Origin of the sequence: Aurantiacibacter sediminis (assembly GCF_016019885.1) — a bacterium.
Lineage (GTDB): Bacteria > Pseudomonadota > Alphaproteobacteria > Sphingomonadales > Sphingomonadaceae > Alteraurantiacibacter > Alteraurantiacibacter sediminis.
The window spans coordinates 127,992-149,182 of record NZ_JAEANY010000001.1 but is presented as its reverse complement, the minus strand read 5'-3'; the positions used below and the strand labels follow the sequence as shown (position 1 = coordinate 149,182).

The 21,191-nt window shown below is 61.1% G+C and carries 26 protein-coding genes and 1 tRNA gene; 19 read left to right on the top strand and 8 right to left on the bottom strand.

The genetic code is table 11. From position 1 onward, the window contains the following. The first annotated feature begins 102 nt into the window (after positions 1 to 102). Positions 103 to 1,314 carry a Na+/H+ antiporter NhaA gene (gene nhaA, locus I5L03_RS00805; RefSeq protein ID WP_197919811.1) on the top strand — a complete coding sequence of 404 codons (1,212 nt, stop codon included), beginning with the start codon at positions 103 to 105 and terminating at the stop codon, positions 1,312 to 1,314. On the opposite strand, the gene I5L03_RS00800 is transcribed toward nhaA, so the two are convergent. The 3 genes from I5L03_RS00800 to I5L03_RS00790 all read right to left on the bottom strand — a co-directional run bounded on the left by I5L03_RS00800 (position 1,311) and on the right by I5L03_RS00790 (position 2,823). Continuing rightward, positions 1,311 to 1,733, bottom strand: coding sequence for a thermonuclease family protein (locus I5L03_RS00800; RefSeq protein ID WP_197919810.1), 423 nt, complete (start codon positions 1,731 to 1,733; stop codon positions 1,311 to 1,313). The two genes, nhaA and I5L03_RS00800, sit on opposite strands and share 4 nt — an antisense overlap. A gap of 105 nt (positions 1,734 to 1,838) precedes the next feature. Further along, complete coding sequence (gene ppk2, locus I5L03_RS00795) at positions 1,839 to 2,612, bottom strand: polyphosphate kinase 2 (RefSeq protein WP_197919809.1); 774 nt, start codon at positions 2,610 to 2,612, stop codon at positions 1,839 to 1,841. 58 nt (positions 2,613 to 2,670) lie between these two features. Next, positions 2,671 to 2,823, bottom strand: coding sequence for a hypothetical protein (locus I5L03_RS00790; RefSeq protein WP_197919808.1), 153 nt, complete (start codon positions 2,821 to 2,823; stop codon positions 2,671 to 2,673). A gap of 161 nt (positions 2,824 to 2,984) precedes the next feature. Here I5L03_RS00790 and argB point away from each other — a divergent pair, with 161 nt between their 5' ends. From argB to I5L03_RS00770, 4 genes are all read left to right on the top strand, one after another. Then, positions 2,985 to 3,884 (top strand): acetylglutamate kinase, encoded by a 900-nt coding sequence (gene argB / locus I5L03_RS00785; RefSeq protein ID WP_197919807.1) that lies wholly within the window; start codon positions 2,985 to 2,987, stop codon positions 3,882 to 3,884. A 93-nt stretch (positions 3,885 to 3,977) separates the two neighbouring features. Then, positions 3,978 to 4,253 carry a YggT family protein gene (locus I5L03_RS00780; protein ID WP_197919806.1) on the top strand — a complete coding sequence of 92 codons (276 nt, stop codon included), beginning with the start codon at positions 3,978 to 3,980 and terminating at the stop codon, positions 4,251 to 4,253. A gap of 41 nt (positions 4,254 to 4,294) precedes the next feature. After that, entirely contained in the window at positions 4,295 to 5,068 is a 774-nt protein-coding gene (locus tag I5L03_RS00775) for a hypothetical protein (RefSeq protein WP_197919805.1), read from the top strand. Positions 5,069 to 5,082: 14 nt separating this feature from the next. Next, positions 5,083 to 5,706 (top strand): MarC family protein, encoded by a 624-nt coding sequence (locus tag I5L03_RS00770; RefSeq protein WP_197919804.1) that lies wholly within the window; start codon positions 5,083 to 5,085, stop codon positions 5,704 to 5,706. A gap of 158 nt (positions 5,707 to 5,864) precedes the next feature. Here I5L03_RS00770 and I5L03_RS00765 read toward each other — a convergent pair whose 3' ends face one another. Together I5L03_RS00765 and trxA are read right to left on the bottom strand one after the other, a co-directional pair. Further along, complete coding sequence (locus I5L03_RS00765) at positions 5,865 to 6,482, bottom strand: LON peptidase substrate-binding domain-containing protein (RefSeq protein ID WP_197919803.1); 618 nt, start codon at positions 6,480 to 6,482, stop codon at positions 5,865 to 5,867. Beyond that, a complete protein-coding gene (gene trxA, locus I5L03_RS00760) occupies positions 6,479 to 7,408 on the bottom strand; it encodes a thioredoxin (protein WP_197919802.1) in 930 nt (309 codons plus the stop codon). The genes I5L03_RS00765 and trxA overlap by 4 nt, the downstream gene beginning before the upstream one ends. Positions 7,409 to 7,621: 213 nt before the next feature. On the opposite strand from trxA, the gene I5L03_RS00755 reads away from it, so the two are divergent. Together I5L03_RS00755 and I5L03_RS00750 are read left to right on the top strand one after the other, a co-directional pair. Continuing rightward, positions 7,622 to 7,696 (top strand) — tRNA-Gly (locus I5L03_RS00755). Between the two features lie 57 nt (positions 7,697 to 7,753). Beyond that, a complete protein-coding gene (locus I5L03_RS00750; protein WP_197919801.1) occupies positions 7,754 to 8,287 on the top strand; it encodes a hypothetical protein in 534 nt (177 codons plus the stop codon). Here the strand turns inward: I5L03_RS00750 and pyk are convergent. After that, on the bottom strand, positions 8,269 to 9,759 hold the full coding sequence (gene pyk / locus I5L03_RS00745; protein ID WP_197919800.1) for a pyruvate kinase: 1,491 nt from the start codon (positions 9,757 to 9,759) through the stop codon (positions 8,269 to 8,271). The genes I5L03_RS00750 and pyk overlap by 19 nt on opposite strands. Positions 9,760 to 9,819: 60 nt before the next feature. Here pyk and I5L03_RS00740 point away from each other — a divergent pair, with 60 nt between their 5' ends. The 7 genes from I5L03_RS00740 (at position 9,820) to I5L03_RS00710 (ending at position 14,659) form a co-directional block, all read left to right on the top strand. Beyond that, the gene (locus I5L03_RS00740; protein WP_197919799.1) at positions 9,820 to 10,137 is read left to right on the top strand and encodes a DUF1244 domain-containing protein; all 318 of its coding nucleotides are present in this window, start codon (positions 9,820 to 9,822) and stop codon (positions 10,135 to 10,137) included. Positions 10,138 to 10,350: 213 nt separating this feature from the next. After that, the gene (locus tag I5L03_RS00735; RefSeq protein ID WP_197919798.1) at positions 10,351 to 10,587 is read left to right on the top strand and encodes a DUF2312 domain-containing protein; all 237 of its coding nucleotides are present in this window, start codon (positions 10,351 to 10,353) and stop codon (positions 10,585 to 10,587) included. A 63-nt stretch (positions 10,588 to 10,650) separates the two neighbouring features. Next, positions 10,651 to 11,721: a hypothetical protein gene (locus I5L03_RS00730; protein ID WP_197919797.1), complete on the top strand. Its 1,071-nt coding sequence runs from the start codon at positions 10,651 to 10,653 to the stop codon at positions 11,719 to 11,721. 110 nt (positions 11,722 to 11,831) lie between these two features. Beyond that, entirely contained in the window at positions 11,832 to 12,578 is a 747-nt protein-coding gene (locus I5L03_RS00725; RefSeq protein ID WP_197919796.1) for a YebC/PmpR family DNA-binding transcriptional regulator, read from the top strand. 105 nt (positions 12,579 to 12,683) lie between these two features. Beyond that, a complete protein-coding gene (gene ruvC / locus I5L03_RS00720) occupies positions 12,684 to 13,148 on the top strand; it encodes a crossover junction endodeoxyribonuclease RuvC (RefSeq protein WP_197919795.1) in 465 nt (154 codons plus the stop codon). Positions 13,149 to 13,205: 57 nt separating this feature from the next. Beyond that, positions 13,206 to 13,559, top strand: coding sequence for an ArsC family reductase (locus tag I5L03_RS00715; RefSeq protein WP_197920666.1), 354 nt, complete (start codon positions 13,206 to 13,208; stop codon positions 13,557 to 13,559). Positions 13,560 to 13,648: 89 nt separating this feature from the next. Further along, complete coding sequence (locus tag I5L03_RS00710) at positions 13,649 to 14,659, top strand: glycerophosphodiester phosphodiesterase (protein WP_197919794.1); 1,011 nt, start codon at positions 13,649 to 13,651, stop codon at positions 14,657 to 14,659. Here I5L03_RS00710 and ubiG read toward each other — a convergent pair. Beyond that, positions 14,634 to 15,401 (bottom strand): bifunctional 2-polyprenyl-6-hydroxyphenol methylase/3-demethylubiquinol 3-O-methyltransferase UbiG, encoded by a 768-nt coding sequence (gene ubiG / locus I5L03_RS00705; RefSeq protein WP_197919793.1) that lies wholly within the window; start codon positions 15,399 to 15,401, stop codon positions 14,634 to 14,636. The genes I5L03_RS00710 and ubiG overlap by 26 nt on opposite strands. 52 nt (positions 15,402 to 15,453) lie before the next feature. Here ubiG and I5L03_RS00700 point away from each other — a divergent pair, with 52 nt between their 5' ends. From I5L03_RS00700 to I5L03_RS00690, 3 genes are read left to right on the top strand one after another with little or no spacing between them, the layout of a single operon-like run. After that, a complete protein-coding gene (locus tag I5L03_RS00700; RefSeq protein ID WP_407647586.1) occupies positions 15,454 to 16,734 on the top strand; it encodes an aspartate kinase in 1,281 nt (426 codons plus the stop codon). Between the two features lie 3 nt (positions 16,735 to 16,737). Beyond that, entirely contained in the window at positions 16,738 to 17,916 is a 1,179-nt protein-coding gene (gene purT, locus I5L03_RS00695) for a formate-dependent phosphoribosylglycinamide formyltransferase (protein ID WP_197919792.1), read from the top strand. A gap of 19 nt (positions 17,917 to 17,935) precedes the next feature. Then, complete coding sequence (locus I5L03_RS00690) at positions 17,936 to 18,958, top strand: NAD(P)H-dependent flavin oxidoreductase (protein ID WP_197919791.1); 1,023 nt, start codon at positions 17,936 to 17,938, stop codon at positions 18,956 to 18,958. Between the two features lie 18 nt (positions 18,959 to 18,976). Here I5L03_RS00690 and I5L03_RS13355 read toward each other — a convergent pair whose 3' ends face one another. Beyond that, on the bottom strand, positions 18,977 to 19,423 hold the full coding sequence (locus I5L03_RS13355) for an NINE protein (protein ID WP_234034976.1): 447 nt from the start codon (positions 19,421 to 19,423) through the stop codon (positions 18,977 to 18,979). A 201-nt stretch (positions 19,424 to 19,624) separates the two neighbouring features. On the opposite strand from I5L03_RS13355, the gene I5L03_RS00680 reads away from it, so the two are divergent. Both I5L03_RS00680 and I5L03_RS00675 read left to right on the top strand, forming a co-directional pair. Continuing rightward, complete coding sequence (locus tag I5L03_RS00680; protein ID WP_197919790.1) at positions 19,625 to 20,494, top strand: dienelactone hydrolase family protein; 870 nt, start codon at positions 19,625 to 19,627, stop codon at positions 20,492 to 20,494. 228 nt (positions 20,495 to 20,722) lie between these two features. Next, a complete protein-coding gene (locus I5L03_RS00675) occupies positions 20,723 to 21,136 on the top strand; it encodes a DUF4168 domain-containing protein (protein WP_197919789.1) in 414 nt (137 codons plus the stop codon). Positions 21,137 to 21,191: the final 55 nt, after the last annotated feature.

Below are 21,191 nucleotides of genomic sequence, written 5' to 3'. Positions count from 1 at the left end.
AAGTCCACTTCCCTTCCCCCCCCAAATGTCGCGGCCGGTCCGCCCCTCGCTTTTTTGGAAATCCTCTTACCGCCTGCCCCGATCCGCTGAAGAGACGAAACTATGATTAGCAAAGTCGCTCCCATGCTCACCGATTTTCTGAAGAAGGAAAGCGCCGGCGGTATTGTACTGATCGCTTCTGCAGCGCTTGCTCTGATAATTGCCAACTCGCCCTTGGCGGAGGGCTATTTCAGCGCGCTGCAAATACCCGTGGTCGCGGGCATCGGCTCAGCTATGATCGACAAGCCATTGCTGCTGTGGATCAACGATGGATTGATGGCGATCTTCTTCTTCCTCGTTGGTCTGGAAGTGAAGCGTGAAGCGCTGATCGGCCAGCTCAATAGTTGGAACAAGGCGAGCCTTCCGCTCGCTGCTGCTGTCGGCGGCATGGCGATCCCCGCTGCGGTGTTTCTTGCGCTGAATTGGAACTCGCCTGAGAACATCAGCGGCTGGGCGATTCCCGCCGCAACTGATATTGCCTTTGCGTTGGGTATCCTCTCGCTGCTCGGCCCGCGCGTGCCTGTCGCGCTGAAGGCCCTGTTGTTGGCGATTGCGGTGATCGACGATATCGGCGCGATCACGATTATCGCGCTCTTTTATACCGCGGAAACCGACATCACGATGCTGCTCGCAGGGGCGGTAACGCTGGTTGTGCTGGCTGCGTTCGGCCGCGCGAAGACAGGCTCCAGCATACCGTACGTCATTCTCGGCATCGTCCTGTGGGTTTTCGTGCTCAAGTCCGGCGTCCATGCGACCCTTGCAGGTGTGGCCGCCGCCATGTGTGTGCCGGTGCAGGCGAAAGACGGTTCACGCCCGCTCGAGCGGATGGAGCATGCTCTGCACCCCTATGTGGCGTTTCTCGTGATCCCGATTTTCGGATTTGCCAACGCCGGTGTTTCGTTGACGGGTGTGGGCCTGGATACGCTGCTTGCTCCGCTGCCGCTGGGCATTGCGCTCGGCCTGCTGATCGGCAAGCAGATCGGCATCGTCGGCTTTGCATGGGCCGCTGTGAAGTCCGGCATCGCAACTCTGCCCGAGAATGTCGGGTGGAAGCAGGTGCATGCCGTCTCGCTGCTCGCTGCAATCGGCTTCACCATGAGCCTGTTTATCGGCAACCTTGCCTTTGAAGACCCGGCGCAGATTGACGCGGTTAAAATCGGAGTCCTGTCCGGATCGCTCATCGCGGCCATTACAGGCTTCCTGCTCCTCAAGGCGACGCTCCCGAAAGCACCGGCTGATGAGGAAGAAAACGCGCGAGTCAGCGCTGCGGGCTAGCCTTCACCGGCGCACCAATCTTGGTCGAAACCGCTGCGGCGGGCGAGATTGCGGGCCACCATGTAGTCGGCCACTTGTTCCCCTGCGCGTCGCGCGCTCCGCAATTCGCGGCCATATTGATCGCGTGGCGGCTCTGCTCCGCCGTCCATTTCAAACGAGCCGCGATTGAGCCAGCGCGTCAGCTCATAGCGTGCGACGGATGCCAGCCGCCGTTCGGCTTCGCAGGCACCGTCGCGTTCTGGCGTGTCGAAACCTGTCAGGCGAATGCGCCTGTGGCCGATCACCAGAGTATCGCCATCGATGACGCAGGCGGCTCCGCTCCCAGTGCCGCATTCGATCCAATCGTAATCCACCATGTCCCATTCCGCCGAACGGTACCCAAACCGCTCATAGGCCCAAGCTGCGGCAATTATGATCACGATAAGCAATGGCCAGCGCAGCCGCCGCCAAGACCGTTTCCTGCGCCGCCGATCCTGCCATTTGGCGTCGAAGCGCGGTGGTGTGCCCGCCTTGCGGAACAGCGCTTAATCCTCCAGCGGGAAGGGAGCGATGGGGTGAAGCTGGCCATGCTCTTCGCCGAGAGGTTCATGGCCGAGTTCGGGCCACGCCAGCTCCTCGTCCGGCACATGCGTATCGGGCAGCCTGTCGAGCAGATTGCGGATCAGTGTCAGCCGCCCGTGCCTCTGGTCGTTGTAATCGACGACTGTCCACGGGGCATGCTCGGTATGGGTGGCGGCAAACATCTTTTCGCGCGCGACAGTATATTCGGCGAATTTGGTGCGCGATGCCACATCGATGGGTGACAGCTTCCACCGCTTGAGCGGATCTTCCCGCCGCTCGGCGAAGCGTTCCTCCTGATGTTCCTGATCGGCGGAGAGCCAGTATTTGAACAGGCGGATGCCATCGTCGACCAGAAGTTTTTCGAAAACAGGCGCATTACGCAGGAAATTGGCGACCTGCCGCTCATCGGCAAAGCCCATCACCTTTTCAACGCCTGCGCGATTATACCAGCTGCGATCGAACAAGACGATCTCGCCAGCGGCGGGCAGGTGCGGGACATAGCGCTGGAAGTACCACTGTGTGCGCTCGACATCGCTCGGCTTGGGCAGGGCGACGACGCGGCACTGGCGCGGATTGAGCCGCGCGGAAATGGCCTTGATCGTGCCGCCTTTGCCCGCCGTATCGCGGCCTTCCAATAGCACACATATGCGCTCGCCATTGGCTTTCGCCCAGCGCGCCATGCGCACTAGCTCATGTTCGAGCGGTTCGAGCAGCGAATTGTAGAGTTTGCGTTTCATGCCGGCCAACCTGCCGCAGCTTGGCGGCCTTGACCAGATGAATAAGCGCCCAGATCAATCAGCACGAATAAACGCGCGGCGTTGCACGGCGATCTTCGCCGCTGCGCCGATCACCGCCTTTGCGGCGGTCAGGCCCGTCGAATGGAAGCTGCGCCTTGCGCCGATCTCCGCTTTCACGGCGGTCGCCGCGCTTTTCTTTCGGTTCGTTCATGCTGCCCCCCTCGGCGTCGCTTGAAAGGTGTGGCAGGCGCAGTGGCACGCTTGCCTCAGGGGAATTTCGCAGGAGAGGGTTAGTATACCGTTAAAATCCACAGGAAGCCTCTTCGGCGGAAAAGCTGGCCCTCTTCGGAAGAGCGGCTTATGCCAAGGGCGATGAGCGAAACTTTACCCGATCCGATGCTGGCCAAAGCCGAAACGCTGATTGAGGCGCTGCCCTATTTCCAGCGCTATGCCGGGCGCAGCTTCGTGGTCAAATATGGTGGCCACGCCATGGGCGATCCCGCCGCGGCGGAGGATTTCGCGCGAGACATCGTGTTGTTGAAAGCTGTCGGCATCAACCCTGTCGTGGTCCATGGCGGCGGGCCGCAAATCGGGGCTATGCTGAAAAAACTGGGCGTCGAAAGCACATTCGTCGATGGCCTGCGTGTGACGGACAAGGCGACTGCCGAAGTGGCAGAAATGGTTCTGTCGGGCGCCATCAACAAGGAATTGGTCGGCTGGGTGAACCAGGCGGGCGGCAAGGCGATCGGCCTTAGCGGCAAGGATGGCAAGATGGTCCGCGCCGAAAAGGTCAATAGGACGGTGAAGGATCCCGACAGCCAGATTGAGCAGGCAGTGGACCTCGGCTTTGTCGGGGAGCCGAAGCATGTCGATACCACCATCCTCAAGACAGCGAGCGATGCGGGCATGATCCCCATCGTCGCCCCCATCGCCAGCGATGGCGAGGGCCAGACTTACAATATCAATGCCGATACGATGGCGGGTGCGCTCGCGGCGGCATTGGGTGCAGCACGGCTGTTCCTGCTCACCGATGTGCCGGGCGTGCTTGATGCGAAGGGCGCGCTGATGAGCGATCTGACACCTGCCCAGATTGGCCGCCTACACGAAGACGGCACTATCAGCGGCGGCATGATTCCCAAATTACAGACCTGCGTCGATGCGGTGGAGGCGGGCTGTGAAGCTGCTGTCGTCCTCGATGGACGCGTGCCGCACGCCATGCTGCTCGAATTCTTCACCAGCCGCGGTGCAGGAACTCTCGTCAGCGCGGGTTGAGCCTTCCCCTCGTGATCCCTAAATAGAAGAACAGGGACGTAATCCGGGCGGCGCATCGAGCGACCGTGCCCCTCAGGTCGAAACAGGAAACTCATGGCGCCTCTCATCGAAATTTTCGGAATTATCTTCAGCGCAGTGATCATGCTGATCATTGTGCAATTCATTATCGGCCTCCTGTTTGCATTCAATGTGGTGAGCCCCAGCAATCAATTTCTCATGCAGGTATATAATTCGATCAATGCCCTGCTCGATCCGATCCTGCGGCCGATCCGGCGCATCCTGCCTGACACCGGAGCAATCGATTTCTCGCCGCTGGTCCTGATCATCGGCCTGCAGATTCTCGACACTATCATTCGCAGCCTCGCCTAAGGGGCTTTGACAAATTCCACTCGTCCGCGCAGGGGCGAATTATGAACGCGAAAATCCTGATTTCGGCTGTCGCGCTTTTCGCCATGGTGGGGGCCTGTACCTCTCCGCGCGAACAGGCGCTCAACCGCCAATCCCGCGCGGCAGAGCGCACGCTGGAGCGCCTCGGCTCGGTCGGCGATCCGGGCAGTGTCGCCGCTGCCGACTTCGCATTCGCACGAATGGCGCGAGAAGAGGGCCAGTGGACCGCCTTCGCCGCCACTGCTGCACCCGGCGCGCTGATCCACGGCGAGAATGGACCGATCGAAGCCGCACCGTGGCTCGCCGCGCTGGATGATCCGGAGGAGTCGGTTGTCTGGGGGCCGAACACCGTCTGGTCGAGCTGTGATGGCACGCTTGCCGTGACCTTCGGCCGGTTTCAGGACACTGAGGGGCTGGTCGGCAATTATGTCACCGCCTGGGAGCTGCAAAGCGACGGCAGCTATAAATGGATTTACGATATCGGCGCGCAGGACAATCCGCAGCCCACACCAATTGAAGAGCCTGATATTCCTGAAGATGCCATCATCGTGCCGGGCCTGACTGCGATCAATGGCATGGTGGCGGATTGCCCGCGCGTCGGTGAGGCGCAGCCTGAGATCGCTGTACAACTTATGCCGATGGCCGAAAGCGGCGGGCGCTTCTCTGCTGATCGCACATTGCGCTGGGATTGGTTCCACACGGCCAGCGGAGAGCGCAGCGTGATCGTGAACTGGGTAAGGGACGGCGAAGTGCAGCGCGCCCTGTTCTGGACCGCGCCCCCGGCACTGGAGGATTAGGCGTGACGCCAGCCATGACCGAGCTTTTCCTGTCGGCTTTCATCACACTATTCGTGGTGATCGACCCACCCGGCTGCGCGCCGATCTATGCCGGACTCACGAAAGCCGCCACCGCTGCGCAGGCGCGCAATATGGCGATCCGCGCCTGTTTTATCGCGCTGATCATCCTGCTGGTGTTCGCGCTTTTCGGGCAGGACCTGCTTGGCGCGCTGCATATTGAACTCGACGCTTTCCGCATTGCGGGCGGGCTGATGCTGTTCTGGATCGCGTGGGAAATGGTATTCGAAAAACGCACCCAGCGCCGCGAGGAGCGTGCCGAAAAGGTCGCCGCCACTCCGCAGGTGGAGGATGTCTCCGTTTTCCCGATGGCGATGCCCATGCTCGCCGGCCCCGGCGCGATCGCCGCGATCATGCTTTTGCAGAATGAGGCGGAGGGGCTTGAAGGAAGCCTCGTCGTTCTGGGCGCACTGGTGAGCGTGCTTTTCATCACGATGCTCGCGTTGATTGCCGCCGGCCCCCTGATCCGCCTGCTGGGCGACAAGGTCGAAGCCGTGATTACCCGCCTGCTCGGTGTGCTCTTGGCAGCTCTCGCGGCGCAATATGTGATCGACGGGCTGCGCGGGAGTTTTGGAATCTAATCCTTCTCCCTCGACGGGAGAAGGATACGAAGACTTGCGATTTTAATCGCTAGGCGGAGTTGGAAGAGGGTGGGTGGCATCTGACACCCTCACCCAAGCTTCGCTAGATCGCTGCGCGATAAAGCTACCCTATCCCTCTCCCGTCAAGGGAGAAGGCTCTACTGCAACGTCACACTGCTTTCATCAGGATCGCCTTTGCCGAAGAATTCCAGCAGGCTTGCAAGCAAGTCGCATCTTTCTCGCAGGTTCGGGGCTTCGAGCAGTCCCTGTTTTGCGGCGGCGTCGAAAGGCGCGATTTGGGAAATGCCGTTGACCATGGTCACATCGTCCAGCTTGGCGACCGAGTCCCAATCGATGGCGTAGCCCTGACTGTCGGCGAATTTGCGCGCTTCATATTCGAGGCTGGCTCGCTCGCCGAGCGAAAGGTATTCCTCCTCAGGCTCTTCGATCAATTCTGCCTCGACCTGGCGGAAGGGCGTTGCCACTTCCAGCTCGTGCTTGATGCGGAAGCGGGTTTCGCCGAGAAGGATGACATTATAGCGGCCATCCTCGCTCGTCTCGACATCTTCGATCTTTCCAACGCAGCCGACGGAATAGAGCGGCGCATCTTCGACGGGTTCGGTCGGCTGGATCATTGCAATACGGCGATCGCGAGCCAGGGCATCGCCCACCATGGCGCGGTATCGCGGCTCGAAAATGTGCAGCGGCAATTGCAGCCCGGGGAACAGGATCGCCCCGGTCAGCGGGAAGATCGAAAGGCGTTTGGTCTCACTCATCCGAACAGGATCAACGACAGCTTGCGGCGCTGGGCAGAGACCCAAGGATCTTCCAGCCCCACCGCTTCGAAAATCTGCAGGAGCTTGGCCTTGGCCGCTTCGTTGCCTTCCTCGCCGCCACCTTCGATGGCGCGCAGCAGCACTTCGGCCGCCTCATCGCGCTCGCCAGCGGCGAATGCGGCTTCGGCAAAGGCCAGCTGCGCGTCTGTATCGGCGGGGCGCTCTGCAGCCGCCGCACGCAAGTTCTTCAACTCGCTATCATCGACCTGCTGCCCGGCAAGCTCGATCGCTGAATAGGCCTGCTTCACTGCTGCATCGTTTTGAACCTCTTCCGGCAGCGCGTCATGCGCCGCTTTCGCGGCATCAGCCTGATCATTGGCGACCAGCGCGCGGATGTATCCGGACTGGACATCGGGCCGTTGCGCGATTGGCGGCGGCGCCTGCGTTGCAAGCTGGGTGAACAGCTCCAGCGCCTGATCCTTCTCTTCGCCGGCCAGCATCGCTTCCCCCGCTTCGATCATCTGTGCGACCTGCGCTTCCATCTGCGCCATCTGATCGGCACCTTCGCCATCATGCGCGCCTGCCTGCACCGGCAATTGCTCGAGCAGCTGGTCGAGCGCCTGCTTCAGCTGCGATTCGCTGCGCATCGGCGTCAGATCGGCAACCGGCTGGCCTTGGAACATGGCATAGATGGTGGGGATCGACTGGACCTGGAACTGACTGGCGATGAACTTCTCTTCATCGACGTCGACTTTGGCCAGCACGACGCCCTTGTCGGCATATTCTGCCGCGACTTTCTCCAGCATCGGGGCGATTGCCTTGCACGGTCCGCACCATTCCGCCCAGAAATCGAGGATAACAAGCTTGGTCTGGCTCGGCTCGACAACCTGCTTGCGAAAGCGGTCGACTGCCTTTTGTTCGTCCATATTGAGGCCCATGCTTGCCAAGGTGATGCTCCTGTAGGTCTTGTGATCGCGTAAGCATGCAATGTGGCGTTTCTGTGCGCTTTGTGAAGGGGGCAGGGCGCAGGCGAGCCGACTTTTCGCAAATGCGCAAGATTCCCTCTTGCAGGGCGTGATAACCGTTGCTAACTGCGCCGCTCCCCATCCGGAGCGTGTCTTCGGGTAGAGCGTCAGTGAGCGGGCGTAGCTCAGGGGTAGAGCACAACCTTGCCAAGGTTGGGGTCGGGCGTTCGAATCGCCTCGCCCGCTCCATTCTCTTTCTATTACATCATTATGGCCACCCGGCTCCGGGTGATGTAGCCTTGCGCGATGCTGATCTCGCTTGCTTCCCTGACCCTGCTTGCCGCCGCGCCGCCGCAGGATTTTGTCCCGCGCGATTACGCGCCCTTCATGACTTTCACGCGCAATCCATCGCAAATGGGTGACGATGTAACGGTGGAAGTCGGCGTATTGCGCGGGGAGGGGCGGCTGCAATTCTGGTTTCGCCGGATAACCATTGCGCAGGATGAACGGACCAGCACCATCCAATGGACCGACACACAGCGCTGCCCCGCCGCGCGCGATGCGGTAGTCGCTTCCACCCAGATCGCCCCGCCGCGCGTGCTGGTGCCCGGCATACCCGTGCGCCCCGATGGATCGGTGATCCTGAGCCTGGATGGCGTCGAATACAGCCTGCGCAGCAGCGCGCATTATGACAGCTACGGCGGCAACGACCTCTATTTCACATCCAATGTGGACACGCCGCTCGCCAACTGGGTGGAGGGCAGCCTGGCTACCCTTGAAGAATGCTGGTCAGACGACGCGCCGCTGCATGGCGATGGCGATCAGCCTTCGCCGGAATAACCTTCCAACTCGTCGCCCTGTACCGTCACCACATGCACGATGTTCGTCGCGCCGGACTGGCCGAAAGGCACGCCGGCCATGACGGCGAGGCGGGAGCCGCTTTCGGCAAAGCCATGGCGCAGGGCCATCCGTTTGCCCTTGGCGACCATTTCTTCAAAGCTGCCGATGTCCTTGGTTGCCACCGGATGCGCGCCCCACAGGAGAGCCACGCGGCGGGCAACAGCCATGCTGGGGGTTAGGACCATAACGGGCACAGCGGGACGCTCACGGGCAACGCGCCGGGCGCTGCTGCCCGATGAGGTGAACACGCCGATCGCCCCGAGCTTTACCGTATCGCCGATCGTCATGCAGGCATGTGCCATTGCATCGGCTGTGGTGGGATCGGGCGGCGTATCGAGCATGCGGACGCGGTCCTTATAGGCCTCGTCATTCTCAACCTGGCGCGCGATGCTCGCCATCATCAGCACGGCCTCCTCGGGCCAGTCGCCCGCAGCAGTCTCGGCCGAAAGCATCACGCAATCCGCGCCATCATAAACGGCATTGGCAACGTCAGAAACTTCGGCGCGCGTCGGCGCTGGGCTTTCGATCATGCTTTCGAGCATTTGCGTTGCCACGATCACCGGCTTGCCGGTCAGGCGCGTTTTATTGACGATCTTCTTCTGCAGCGGCGGCACTTCTTCGGGATTGAGCTCCACGCCCAGATCGCCGCGCGCCACCATGATCGCGTCCGACTGTTCGATGATTTCATCGAGGCGACGCACCGCTGAAGGCTTCTCGATCTTGGCACAAAGCGCACCGCGCGGTTCGCCATTGGGGCCGCGCATCAGGCGGCGGGCTTCGGCAAGGTCATCGGGTCGCTGGACGAAAGACAGGCCGATCCAGTCCGCACCCTGATCCATGGCAAAGGCGAGATCCTTGCGATCCTTCTCGGTCAGCGCGGGGATCGGAATTTCGGCATCGGGCACGTTCACGCCCTTGCGATCCGAAATTACGCCGCCGACTTCGGCCTTGCAGGTGATGGCATTTTCGCTCGCCGACAGGACGCGGAAACGCATCTTGCCATCATTGACCAGCAGGCGCTGGCCTTCTTCGATCACGGCGAAGATTTCGGGATGCGGTAATTCGACGCGGGTGGCATCGCCCGGCTCGCTCGACCGGTCGAAAGTGAACTTCGCTCCGTGCGCAATGGTCGCTTTGCCATCGGCGAATTTGCCCACGCGCAGCTTCGGCCCCTGCAAGTCTGCCAGGATAGCGATGGGGCGGTGGAATTCCTTTTCCAACGCGCGGATATTGGCGATGGTCCTGGCGTGCATCTCATGCTCGCCGTGGCTCATATTCACGCGAAAGGCGTCGGCCCCGGCCTTGAACAAGCTGCGCAGCACGTCCGGGTCTGCGGTGGAAGGGCCGGTGGTGGCGAGGATCTTGACCTTGCGGCCGCGAGGGTCGAGCTTTGCGCGTGTTTCGTTTGCCATATGCCCAGCCTATGGCAGGCTAATGTGACAAGACAAGAGCACTTTAGATGAGGCATTGCTATGCATGACACGACTGACCCGCTGGATGCGCTTCCCGATGACGTGGCAGCCGCCGCGTTTCGCCGCTTGGTGCGCCATCTGCGCCATCGCCACGACGCGCAGAATATCGAGCTGATGGGGCTGGCTGGCTTCTGCCGCAATTGCCTCGCCGACTGGATTCGCGATGCCGGATATGAAGGCGACAAGGCCGAAGCACGCGCGCTCATCCACGGAATGCCCATGGACGAATGGAAAGCCACGCGCCAGAGCGAGGCGAGCGAGGAGCAGATCGCGCGAATGCAGGCCAGCATCGCCAAAAACGCGGCAGACCTTCGGTGATCGCGCCACTCCCCTCCCGCTCGCGGGAGGGGTTGGGGGTGGGCATGGGCCGGAACGGCCCACCCCGTTGCGACGAGGCAGACAAGCTGCCAAGTCTCTCTGCCCCTCCCGCAGGCGGGAGGGGAGAAATTCTGTAATTACACCTTCACCGCGCCGGGATGCGCGGCTAACCAGCGCGGCAACTGATTCTCATTCCAACCGGAGTTACCCAACATGGCTGAAGCCACTGACGACCGCCTGCGCCTGCTGATCGAACGTATCGAGCGCCTCGAAGAGGAAAAGAAGGGCATCGCCGACGACATTCGCGATGTCTACGCGGAAGCCAAGGCAGTCGGTTACGATGTGAAGATCATGCGCCAGATCGTGCGCCTGCGGAAAATGGACACTAATGACCGCAGCGAAATGGAAATGATCCTGGACACTTACAAGGCCGCGCTCGGCATGGGCTGATCGCCCTTTGTCTTGCCCCTTCGCCGGTGATGTGCCAGCCTTTGTGGTGAAGGGGATAGGGTCATGATTTCGCGTATTTGTATGGCGGCGGCGCTCGCACTTTCGGGCGCGATGCTTGTCTCGCCTACGGCGGCCCAAGAGGCCATTTCGCTCGCGGAGGGCGAGGCTTATGAGCACCCGCATAGCGACATTGCGGTACCCGCGATGCTGGGCGGTTTGCCGCGCACGGATGCGGCGGCCTATGCCGAGGATCAGCTCGATATCGGAATGAATTTCGAAAGCGCTGATCGCAGCCAAATTCTGAGCTTCTACGTCTTCCGCAACACCAATGGCGCTCTGCCGGTATGGTTCGCTCAGGCAGAATCGGTGATCGCCATGAGCCCCAATTACGACAATCCGGAGCGGGTGCTCGGCCCACGCAGCTTTGCCTTATCCGGCGCTGAGGCCCAGTCAGGGCTGATAACGATATTCGAACCCGGCCCGCGCAACGGCATGCGCAGTACTGGCGTCGCCATGTTCGCCGTCGGCGAATGGTATGTGAAGATGCGCGCCAGCTCTGCAACGCGGACGAGCGATGGCCTGCTGCACTGGATGGAAGGCGCACTGGCGGAGCTGCAACTGCCTGACCACGATGCGGTCGCGGTTGCTCCTATTGGCGATTGCGAAGACGAGCTGCGCTTCCGCGGCCGCTCGCGCGATGTTCGCGGCGATGCGGCGGACAATGTCGTGAACAGCCTGCTTGGCGGTCTGCTGCAGGGCCTGGTCGAGGAACAGCAGGAAGAGGCTGGACCCGTCACTTGGTGCCGGGATTCACAGCTGCATTTGGGCCAGGCGGTGTACCGCGCCAATGAAAGTGAAACGAGCTATCTTCTGGCGCTGGGTGACAACGGCAATGCCGTGCGTGTCAGCCCGCAACTGCACATCGAAGGGATCAATGATCGCGATAATGACGATGAGGCCTTTTCCATCACGCTTTACCGCGCGGCGGGAGATGTGTCCTTTGTCACACAGGATCGCTTGCCGAGCCCGGAGCGCGTGCTCGAATTGCTGAACGACAATCGCGTCACGTCGTCGCGCCAGACCTGGGGTGAGGGGCGCGAGGTCACGATCAATTCGGATATACTGTCCGAGTAAGGGCGGTTCGCTCGTCAGTTGAACGTCAGGCCGGGAGACTAGCGCTTGCGTCAGACTTCGGCATCGGAGTAAAGCCGCATCATTCCCAATCATTGACGTAAGATATTCCCATGGCAGGCCATTCCAAATTCAAGAACATCATGCACCGCAAGGGTGCGCAGGATAAGAAGCGTTCCAACCTCTTTTCCAAGCTGAGCCGCGAAATCACCGTGGCGGCAAAGATGGGAACGCCCGATCCGGACATGAACCCGCGCCTTCGCCTCGCGGTGAATACCGCCAAGGCGCAGTCCATGCCCAAGGACAATATCCAGCGCGCGATCGACAAGGCGAGCGCGGCAGATGGCGAGAACTACGAAGAAGTCCGCTACGAAGGCTATGGCCCGGGCGGCAGCGCGATCATCGTCGAGGCGCTGACCGACAATCGCAACCGCACCGCCACTGCCGTGCGCACCGCGTTCAGCAAGAATGGCGGCAATCTCGGCACCGAAGGCAGCGTGCAGCACGGGTTCGAGCGCCGCGGCCTGATCGAATATCCGGCAAGCGCCGGAGACGAAGAAAAGGTGCTGATGGCAGCGATGGAAGCCGGCGCGGACGATATCGAAAGCTCCGATGACGGCCACACCATCTGGACCGAGCCCGAATCGCTCCACCAGGTCGCCACCGACATGGAAAAGGCTTTGGGCGAAGCAGAGAAGGTGAAGCTCGCGTGGAAGCCCAACATTACCGTCGATATGGACGAAAAGGCTGCGGGTACGCTGTTGAAGCTGGTCGATGCACTGGACGATGACGATGACGTGCAGACCGTTTGGGGCAATTACGAAATCTCCGACGAGGTTATGGAGAAGCTGGAAGCGTGAAGGCTTGGGTGGGCGGATTTTTCGTTGCCCTGTTGTGCTTCATCTTCCTGCTCGCGCTCGCATGGCGGCTCGGCTGGCGCGTAGGGCTGGGCTGAGCCTGCCAGCGTGATAATTCTCGGCCTCGATCCCTCGCTTAGCTGCACCGGCTGGGGCGTAATACGGGCCGAGGGCAGCCGCATTGCGCACGTTGCGAATGGGCAAGTAAAAACGGACTCCAAAGCGCCAATCGCGGCGCGGCTCACGCAACTGCACGCGGAAATCGAAGCCGTCATTGCGAGCCACGCGCCGGATCGCGCGGCGGCGGAAGAAATCTTTGCCAATAAAAACGCGCAATCGACGATCAAGCTGGCACAGGCGCGCGGTGCCGTGATTGCAGCATGCGGCGGGGCGGGTCTCGAAGTACGCGAGCACGCGGCGCGGCTGGTCAAGAAGGCTGTCGTGGGAACCGGTGGCGCGGAGAAAGCGCAAGTGCAGGCGATGCTGAAGGTGCTTTTGCCCGGAGTGCAGCTTGCGGGCGCGGATGCCGCAGACGCGCTTGCGGTTGCTATCGCTGACGCAAATCTGAGATAGAACAAGCGCAATCGGCGTCGTCCAGATGTCATGGACGCCATCTATATCGGAGAGACTATGACCATCCACATCTACGGCATTCCCAATTGCGACACAGTCAAGAAAGCGCGCAAATGGATGGATGCCCAGGGCCTCGATTACACATTCCATGACTACAAGAAGGAAGGCGTCTCCGAAAAGGATCTGTCCCGCTGGGCGGATCGCTGCGGTTGGGCAGTCCTGCTTAATCGCCGCGGCACGACATTTCGCAAACTGGACGACGAGCAGAAGGCCGACATGACTCGTGAAAAGGCGATCGCGCTGATGGTCGAACATCCCAGCATGATCAAGCGACCGGTCATGGAGCGCGAAGGCGACGAGCACGTGCTGGTCGGCTTTGCAGAGAGCGAATGGGAGAACGCGCTTTGCTGATACGTTTTCTAGCGTTTACAATATTTTGCTGCGCAGCATTGGGTGCAGCATTTTCGCCTGCCTGGGCGCAGCGAGAAGGGGAAGCTGGAATGCTGATTATAGCCCATCGCGGAGCGAGCGGAGACCGACCGGAGCATACTCTGGCGGCATACGATCTCGCGATCACCCAGGGCGCAGATTATATCGAGCCAGACCTTGTGCCGACCATGGACGGCGTGCTGGTCGCGCGACATGAGAACGAAATCTCCGGCACCACGGATGTCGCTGACCGCCCTGAATTTGCCGACCGCCGCACCACTAAAGTGATTGACGGTGAAGAGCTGACCGGCTGGTTCACCGAGGACTTTACGCTCGACGAACTGCGCACTCTGCGCGCCCGCGAGCGGCTGCCTGATATTCGTCCGCAGAACACCGCCTATGACGGGCTGTATCAAATACCGACACTAGACGAGATCATCCGCCTCGTCCGCGCGCGTGAAGCAGAAAGCGGTCGCACGATCGGCATCTATCCGGAGATCAAGCATCCGACCTATTTCATGGCTGAGGGCTTCGATCTCGCCGCGATGCTGGTCGAGCAGTTGCACGCGGCTGACTACGCAGGCATGGACGCACCCGTGTTCATTCAGAGCTTCGATGTCGAGCCACTGCGGCGGCTGGATGGCATGACCGAAATCCGGCTGGTGCAGCTCATGTCCGCCGAAGGAGGCCCGGCCGACGATCTCTCAGTCAGCTATGCCGATATGGTGACCCCGTCCGGCCTCGACGACATAGCCAGCTATGCCAATGGTATAGGCGTCGCGATCCCCCTTGTTCTGAATGCCGAGGGTGCGAGCACCGGATTGACCGAAGCGGCACAGGAGCGCGGCTTGTTGGTGCACGCATGGACGTTGCGTCGGGAAAACGCTTTCCTGCCGCCCTCCCTGCAGCGGGGCGACAATCCGGCAAGCCACGGCTGTGCGGAGATGCTGTTCAACATGTTGGCCGCAGCGCGTGTCGATGGCGTATTTGCAGATCAGCCGGGCATGGTCGCCGAACGGCGCAATTTGGCGGGCCTGCCGCGGTGCTTCACCCAGCTTACTCCACCGGTCTCCGCACGGTAAGAATATAATTCAGCGACATATCATCACTGATGTGCAGGCCTTTCAACGGAGAGAAAGCGATGCCTTTTGTCCGTGTCACCTTCAGGCCTTCCGCGCTAAGCAGATCTTCAAGCTCTTCGGGCGTGACGAAATCTTCCCAGTGATGTGTGCCCTTCGGCACAGCGCCCAGCGCCTCTGCGCCCTCGACTAGGAAGGCTTTGCTCAACAGCGTCCGGTTGGGGCAGGACATGATGAGCAACCCGTCCGGCGCCAGATGCCCGGCAAGCTGTCCAAGGAAGGCTGATTTGTCCGCGACATGCTCGATCACTTCCATGCAGGTAACGAGATCAAACTTGCCGAGACCAAGCGAGCCCAGCTCCCCCGGCACATAGCGAATATCCAAGCCCGCACCTTCAGCGTGCAGCGCGGCGACTTGCGTATTTTCCGGCGCGGCATCGACACCCGTCACCTCCGCTCCCATGCGCGCCAGCGGCTCGCAAAGCAGCCCAGCACCGCAACCGACATCGAGCGCGCTCTTGCCAGCCAGCGGCTTCACGCTTTCCACATCGCCAGCCCAATGCATGTCGATCGCTTCACGGATGAAGCCGAGGCGCACCGGGTTGAGCTTGTGCAGCATGGCGGATGATCCCTTCGGATCCCACCACTCTCGCGCCAGCTTGCCGAAATGCGCCGCCTCTTCCGGACGGATGGTCTGATGTCCCTGATCGGAACCGGTTTCAGATGTGACAGTTGCGTCGGTCATGCTCTGCCCTTAACAGCCCCGGGGGCATTCAACCATACCGACGAGAGTTACCGTGGCGCGCATTGTGATGAAATTCGGGGGGACATCGGTCGCAGGGACCGAGCGCATCCGCCGTGTCGCCAATATCGTGCGCGCGCAGGCCGCTGCGGGAAATGAAGTTGCGGTGGTCGTTTCCGCCATGGCGGGTGAGACCGATCGACTGGTAAATTTCTGCCGCGAGGCGAACCCGCTCTATGATCCGGCGGAATATGATGTTGTTGTCGCCAGCGGCGAACAGGTGACGAGTGGCCTCCTCGCGCTGACCTTACAAAGCATGGGGCGCAAGGCGCGCAGCTGGCTCGGCTGGCAAGTGCCGGTGCGGACTTTCGCCAGCCACGCCAATGCCCGTGTCGGCGCTATCGAAGCCGAACCCATGATCGAAGCGATGCAGGGCGGCGAAATCGCCATCATCCCGGGCTTTCAGGGCGTTTCCGATAATGGCCGCATCACCACCATGGGTCGCGGCGGATCGGATACTTCGGCTGTTGCGGTGGCTGCCGCAATCGAGGCTGATCGCTGCGATATCTACACCGATGTGGACGGGGTCTATACTACCGATCCGCGCATCGTGGCGCGTGCGCGCAAGATCAAGCATATCGCCTTTGAAGAAATGCTGGAGCTGGCTTCTGTCGGCGCAAAAGTACTGCAAACCCGCAGCGTCAGCATGGCGATGAAATACAATGTCCGGGTGCAGGTGCTCTCATCCTTCGTGGATGAAAATTCGCCTTCGGCAGACAGTCTGCCCGGTACCATGATCGTCTCCGAAACGGAGATGGGAAAACTTCTGGAGGAAGGCAAAGTGGAACGCCAATCCGTAACGGGAATCGCGCATGACAAGAATGAAGCGCGCGTGGTGCTCACCCGCGTGCCGGACAAGCCGGGCGCCGTCGCCGATATCTTCACCCCGCTGGGTGAGGCGGGGATCAATGTCGACATGATCATCCAGAACGTCGGCCGCGACAAGGGTGAGACCGATGTGACTTTCACCGTCCCGCAGGCCGAGCTGGCCCGCGCGCAGGCGATGCTGGAGGATCGCCAGGAGGCTCTGGGTTTCAATCGCCTGATTACCGACAGCAAAGTCGCCAAGATCAGCGTTGTCGGCATGGGCATGAAGAGCCACGCGGGCGTGGCTGCAACTATGTTCAAGGCATTGGCCGATCGCGGAATTAATGTGCAGGCAATCTCGACGTCCGAAATCAAGGTCAGCGTGCTGATTGACGAAGATGAGACCGAGCTCGCGGTCCGCGTCCTGCACACGGCCTACGGTCTCGACGCCGAAGACGATGCGGCCTGAGGCATGAGCCACACCGCAAAAATCCTGTTGCTTGGTTCAGGCGAACTCGGTCGCGAATTCGTGATTTCCGCCAAGCGGCTGGGCGCTTATGTCGTGGCTTGCGATGCCTATGACAATGCGCCTGCCATGCAGCTGGCAGATGCGCGGGAAGTCTTTTCGATGCTCGACGGCAGTGCCTTGCGCGAAGTGGTCGAGAGGCACCAGCCCGACTATATCGTGCCAGAGATTGAGGCGATCCGCACCGAAGTGCTCGCCGAACTGGAAGAGGATGGCTTCACCGTCGTTCCCTCCGCGCGCGCCACGCAGCTGACGATGAACCGCGATGCAATCCGAGAGCTGGCAGCGCAGGAATTGGGCCTGACGACGTCGCGCTATCGCTATGCGGAAAGCCTCACCGAAGTGCAGGCGGGGGCGGATCACACGGGTTTTCCGCTCGTCATCAAGCCGGTCATGTCGTCCTCCGGCAAAGGTCAGAGCAAGGTCGGCAGCGCGGCTGATCTGGAGTCCGCTTGGAACCACGCGGTCGAGAATATGCGTGGCGATCGCAAGCGCGTCATCGTCGAGCAGTTTATAGCTTTCGATTACGAAATCACCCTGCTCACCGTGCGTCATTCGGGCGGCTTTACTTTTTGCGAGCCCATCGGCCACCGGCAGGAACGCGGCGATTACCAGGAAAGCTGGCAGCCCGCCGCGATGAGCGATGCCGCTCTCGCCAAAGCGCAGGATATGGCCGAAAAAGTCGTGACAGCGCTGGAAGGCGAGGGCCGCGGCTGGGGTCTCTACGGCGTCGAATTCTTCGTAAAGGGTGAGGAGGTGATCTTTTCCGAACTTAGCCCGCGCCCGCACGATACCGGGATGGTCACGCTGATCTCGCAGGGGCTGTCCGAATTCGACCTGCACGCGCGCGCAGTGATGGGCCTGCCGATCTTCGCCGATGAGCCCGCCGTGCCCGCCGCCTCCGCCGTTATCCTCGCTGATCGTGACAGCAGCGACTTCGGGTTCGAAGGCGTGGCAGATGCGCTTGGTCTTGGCCCCGATGTCGATGTCCGCATCTTCGGCAAACCCACGACGCGGCCCTACCGCCGCATGGGCGTTGCGCTAGCGGTGGGTGAGACAACCGACGATGCCCGTGCGCTCGCGGCGGAGGCTGCGGGCAAAGTGCGGATAGACTATCGCGACTGATCGCTTTAATCGCCTCGCCATGACTGAATATCCAAAGACGAGCGCGCTCATGGCGCGTGGCTGCGAATTCCTCGGCACCGAGCATGCGATCATGTGCGGCGCCATGAGCTGGGTTTCGGAGCGGAATCTTGTGTCCGCGATCAGCAATGGCGGCGGCTTCGGCGTGGTCGCCTGCGGGGCGATGACGCCCGACCTGCTCGATGCCGAAATCGCCGCGACGAAGGAGATGACGGACAAGCACTTCGGCGTGAACCTCATCACCATGCATCCCGACATTTTCGAGCTAATCGATATTTGCGGGAAGCATCGGGTCAGCCATGTCGTGCTTGCAGGCGGCATCCCGCCCAAAGGCAGTGTGGAGGCGATCAAGCAGCACGGCGCAAAAGTCATCGTATTCGCGCCCACCCTGGCGCTTGCAAAGAAGCTGCTACGATCAGGCGCGGATGCGCTGGTGATCGAAGGCAGTGAGGCAGGTGGCCATATTGGCCCTGTTTCCACCAGCGTGCTGGCGCAGGAATTCCTGCCTGAACTGGCAAAAGATTTCATCGTTTTCGTCGCCGGCGGCATTGGCACGGGCGACATGATGGCCGCCTATCTGGAAATGGGCGCAAGCGGCGTGCAGCTCGGCACGCGTTTTGCCTGCGCCACCGAAAGCATCGCGCACTCCGATTTCAAGAAAGCCTTCTTCCGCGCCAAAGCTCGCGATGCGGAAATGAGTGTCCAGATCGATCCGCGCCTGCCGGTCATCCCCGTGCGCGCGTTGAAAAACAAAGGCACTGACGCTTTCTCTGATAAGCAGCGGGAAGTCGCCAAGATCCTTGATTCAGGCGAGATCGAGATGGCCGAGGCGCAATTGCAAATCGAACATTATTGGGCAGGCGCTCTGCGCCGCGCCGTAGTGGATGGCGATATCGAAAATGGTTCGCTGATGGCTGGTCAGTCGGTCAGCCTGGTCACCGAAGAGGAACCCGCGGCAGAAATCATTGCCAAGCTGATGGAGCAGAGCGAGGCCGCTTTAAAGCGCCCTTCACGCGCAGCCTAAACGGGGCTTGAATTCGGCTCAGCCGTATTTTTCCCAGAACCTCTCATCATCCATGGTCAGGTAGATGATGCCTTCGATCAGGCCGAGCAGGCCGGGAATGCCGGTCCAGAAGAACAGCGTGTAGAGAATGCCTTGGCCCACGCGGCCAAGGTAATATTTGTGCACACCGATCCAGCCGAGCAGGATCGCAAAGATGGCAGCGGCCACCTTGTTCTTGTTGCGCGTATAGGCACGGCCGGTAGCCGCTCGGCGCTCGGACATTTTCTCGCGGCGCATATCGGGATCGAGCACTTCGCCGCAGTGGCGGCATTTCTTGGCCCGTGCCGAGATGTCCTCGTCGCACACCGGGCAATTGATGCGCCCGTCCCGCTCCGCGATATTTGCCGGACGCGTAATTTCTGCGCGTGGCAGGTTTCCGCCATCATAGGAGCCACGATCCAGCTGGATCGGACCCTTCTGGCTCATTTTCCGAATTTCTTCCGCCCTCTTGTCCATGAAACCAAAATGCCGATTGCCACGAAAGAATCAAGGAAATGATCGACAAGCGACATTTGCATTGGACGAAGGGCAAATCGGCCAAGCGGTGCGCTCTGCCACGGCTCGGTTTGCACAGCTCGCTGACAGTGCTAGTCCCCTCGCGGACGGGAATTGAGGAGAGTATCTGCCATGTGCGAACGCGATCAGTTTTCCGCGATCAATCGACCCGTCAGTCGCCGCCAATTCGGAGCCTTGGGCGCAGCAGGCGCCGTTGCCGCCTGCGCCCCGATGGAGCCGATGGACACAGAAGCGATCGGCCTCGTCGAGCGGCAGGTCAACTTCGCTGCCGATGGCGGAACGATGGATGGCGTATTCATCCATTCAGCTAGCCGCTCTGCCCCTGCAGCGATCCTATGGCCCGATATTGCAGGCCTGCGTCCTGCGAAGATCCAAATGGGGCGACGGCTTGCGGAGTCCGGTTACAGCGTGCTGGTGCCAAACCCTTATTATCGCTCGGTTGCCGGGCAGCAATTCGAAGATTTCAGCGATTGGCGCAACAATGACGGGTGGGAGCGCGTGACGCCGTGGCGCGAAGTGAACACGCCTCAGGCCATCATGGCTACTGCGCGCAGTGTCGCGAGCTGGCTCGATGATCAGGACGCGGTGGATACAAACAAGGGCATCGGCAATCTCGGCCATTGCATGACGGGCAGCTGGACCATCTATTGTGCCCATGCCGTGCCCGATCGGATCAAGGCGGCGGCCAGCTTCCATAGCGGCGGCCTGACCCGGGGCGAGGATATGGCGCCTGTCAACCTGCTCGGCGATCTTCCTGCTGATAGCGGCGTCCACATCGGCATCGCGCGCGATGACAATGCGAGCAGCGAAGGCATGAAGGAAGAATTGGAAGCCGCCGCAGCAGCTGCCAGCGCCGATGTCTCCGTTGAGCTTTATGACGGAGATCACGGCTGGACCGTGCTGGATAGCCCCGCCTATGCCCGCGATCCGGCAGAGCGCGCGTGGAATAATCTCCTCGCGCTGTTCTCCCGGACGCTTTGAGGCGAAGCTGATTCGGCGGGCGCTTCGACCGGAGGAGCCCAACAAACGGCGAAGCGAGACATGCCGCTGAGCCGCTTCATGTTTCGCGCCAACGGCTCATCGCGGCCAGGAAACAGTTTTCACCGATAATCGGCTTTCGCGCGCTTTCCGGCGCGTGTGCGATTGTGCCGCCGCGTGGGCGCGCGCAGCCTTCACTTGCGGGGGCGTGACAAACGCAAGGACAAGCACATGAAATCTTGGATAATCAGCGCGGCGGCATCGGCACTGCTCGTCAGCGCAGGCGCGGCTGCGCAGGACATTTCGCCCATACCGCCGGTGCAAACGCCGGAGCCGATGCAGGACATTCCCATTCCTCCATCCGATCCTGAAACTGAAATGGAGCTGACAGGCGAAGACATTACCGATGCCGAAATCGCCAGCTTCGCCGCAGCAACCGTTCGTCTGCGTGAAGAGCGCGATCCGGACATGACGGATGATGCGCGCCTCGCGCAGGCAGAGAGCATTGTTGCGGAAGAAGGCCTCGATCCCGCGCGCTATAGTGCGATCGCTCGCGCGGCGCAGGCCGATCCAGCCATCGCCATGCGGATCCGGCAGGCCGCGGACGCTATGATGGACGAGGTGAACGAAACTCCTGAGCAATAGACCGGCGGCAAAGCCGGCGTGGCCGGACGTGACGAACGGCCACTACGAAAGCAGG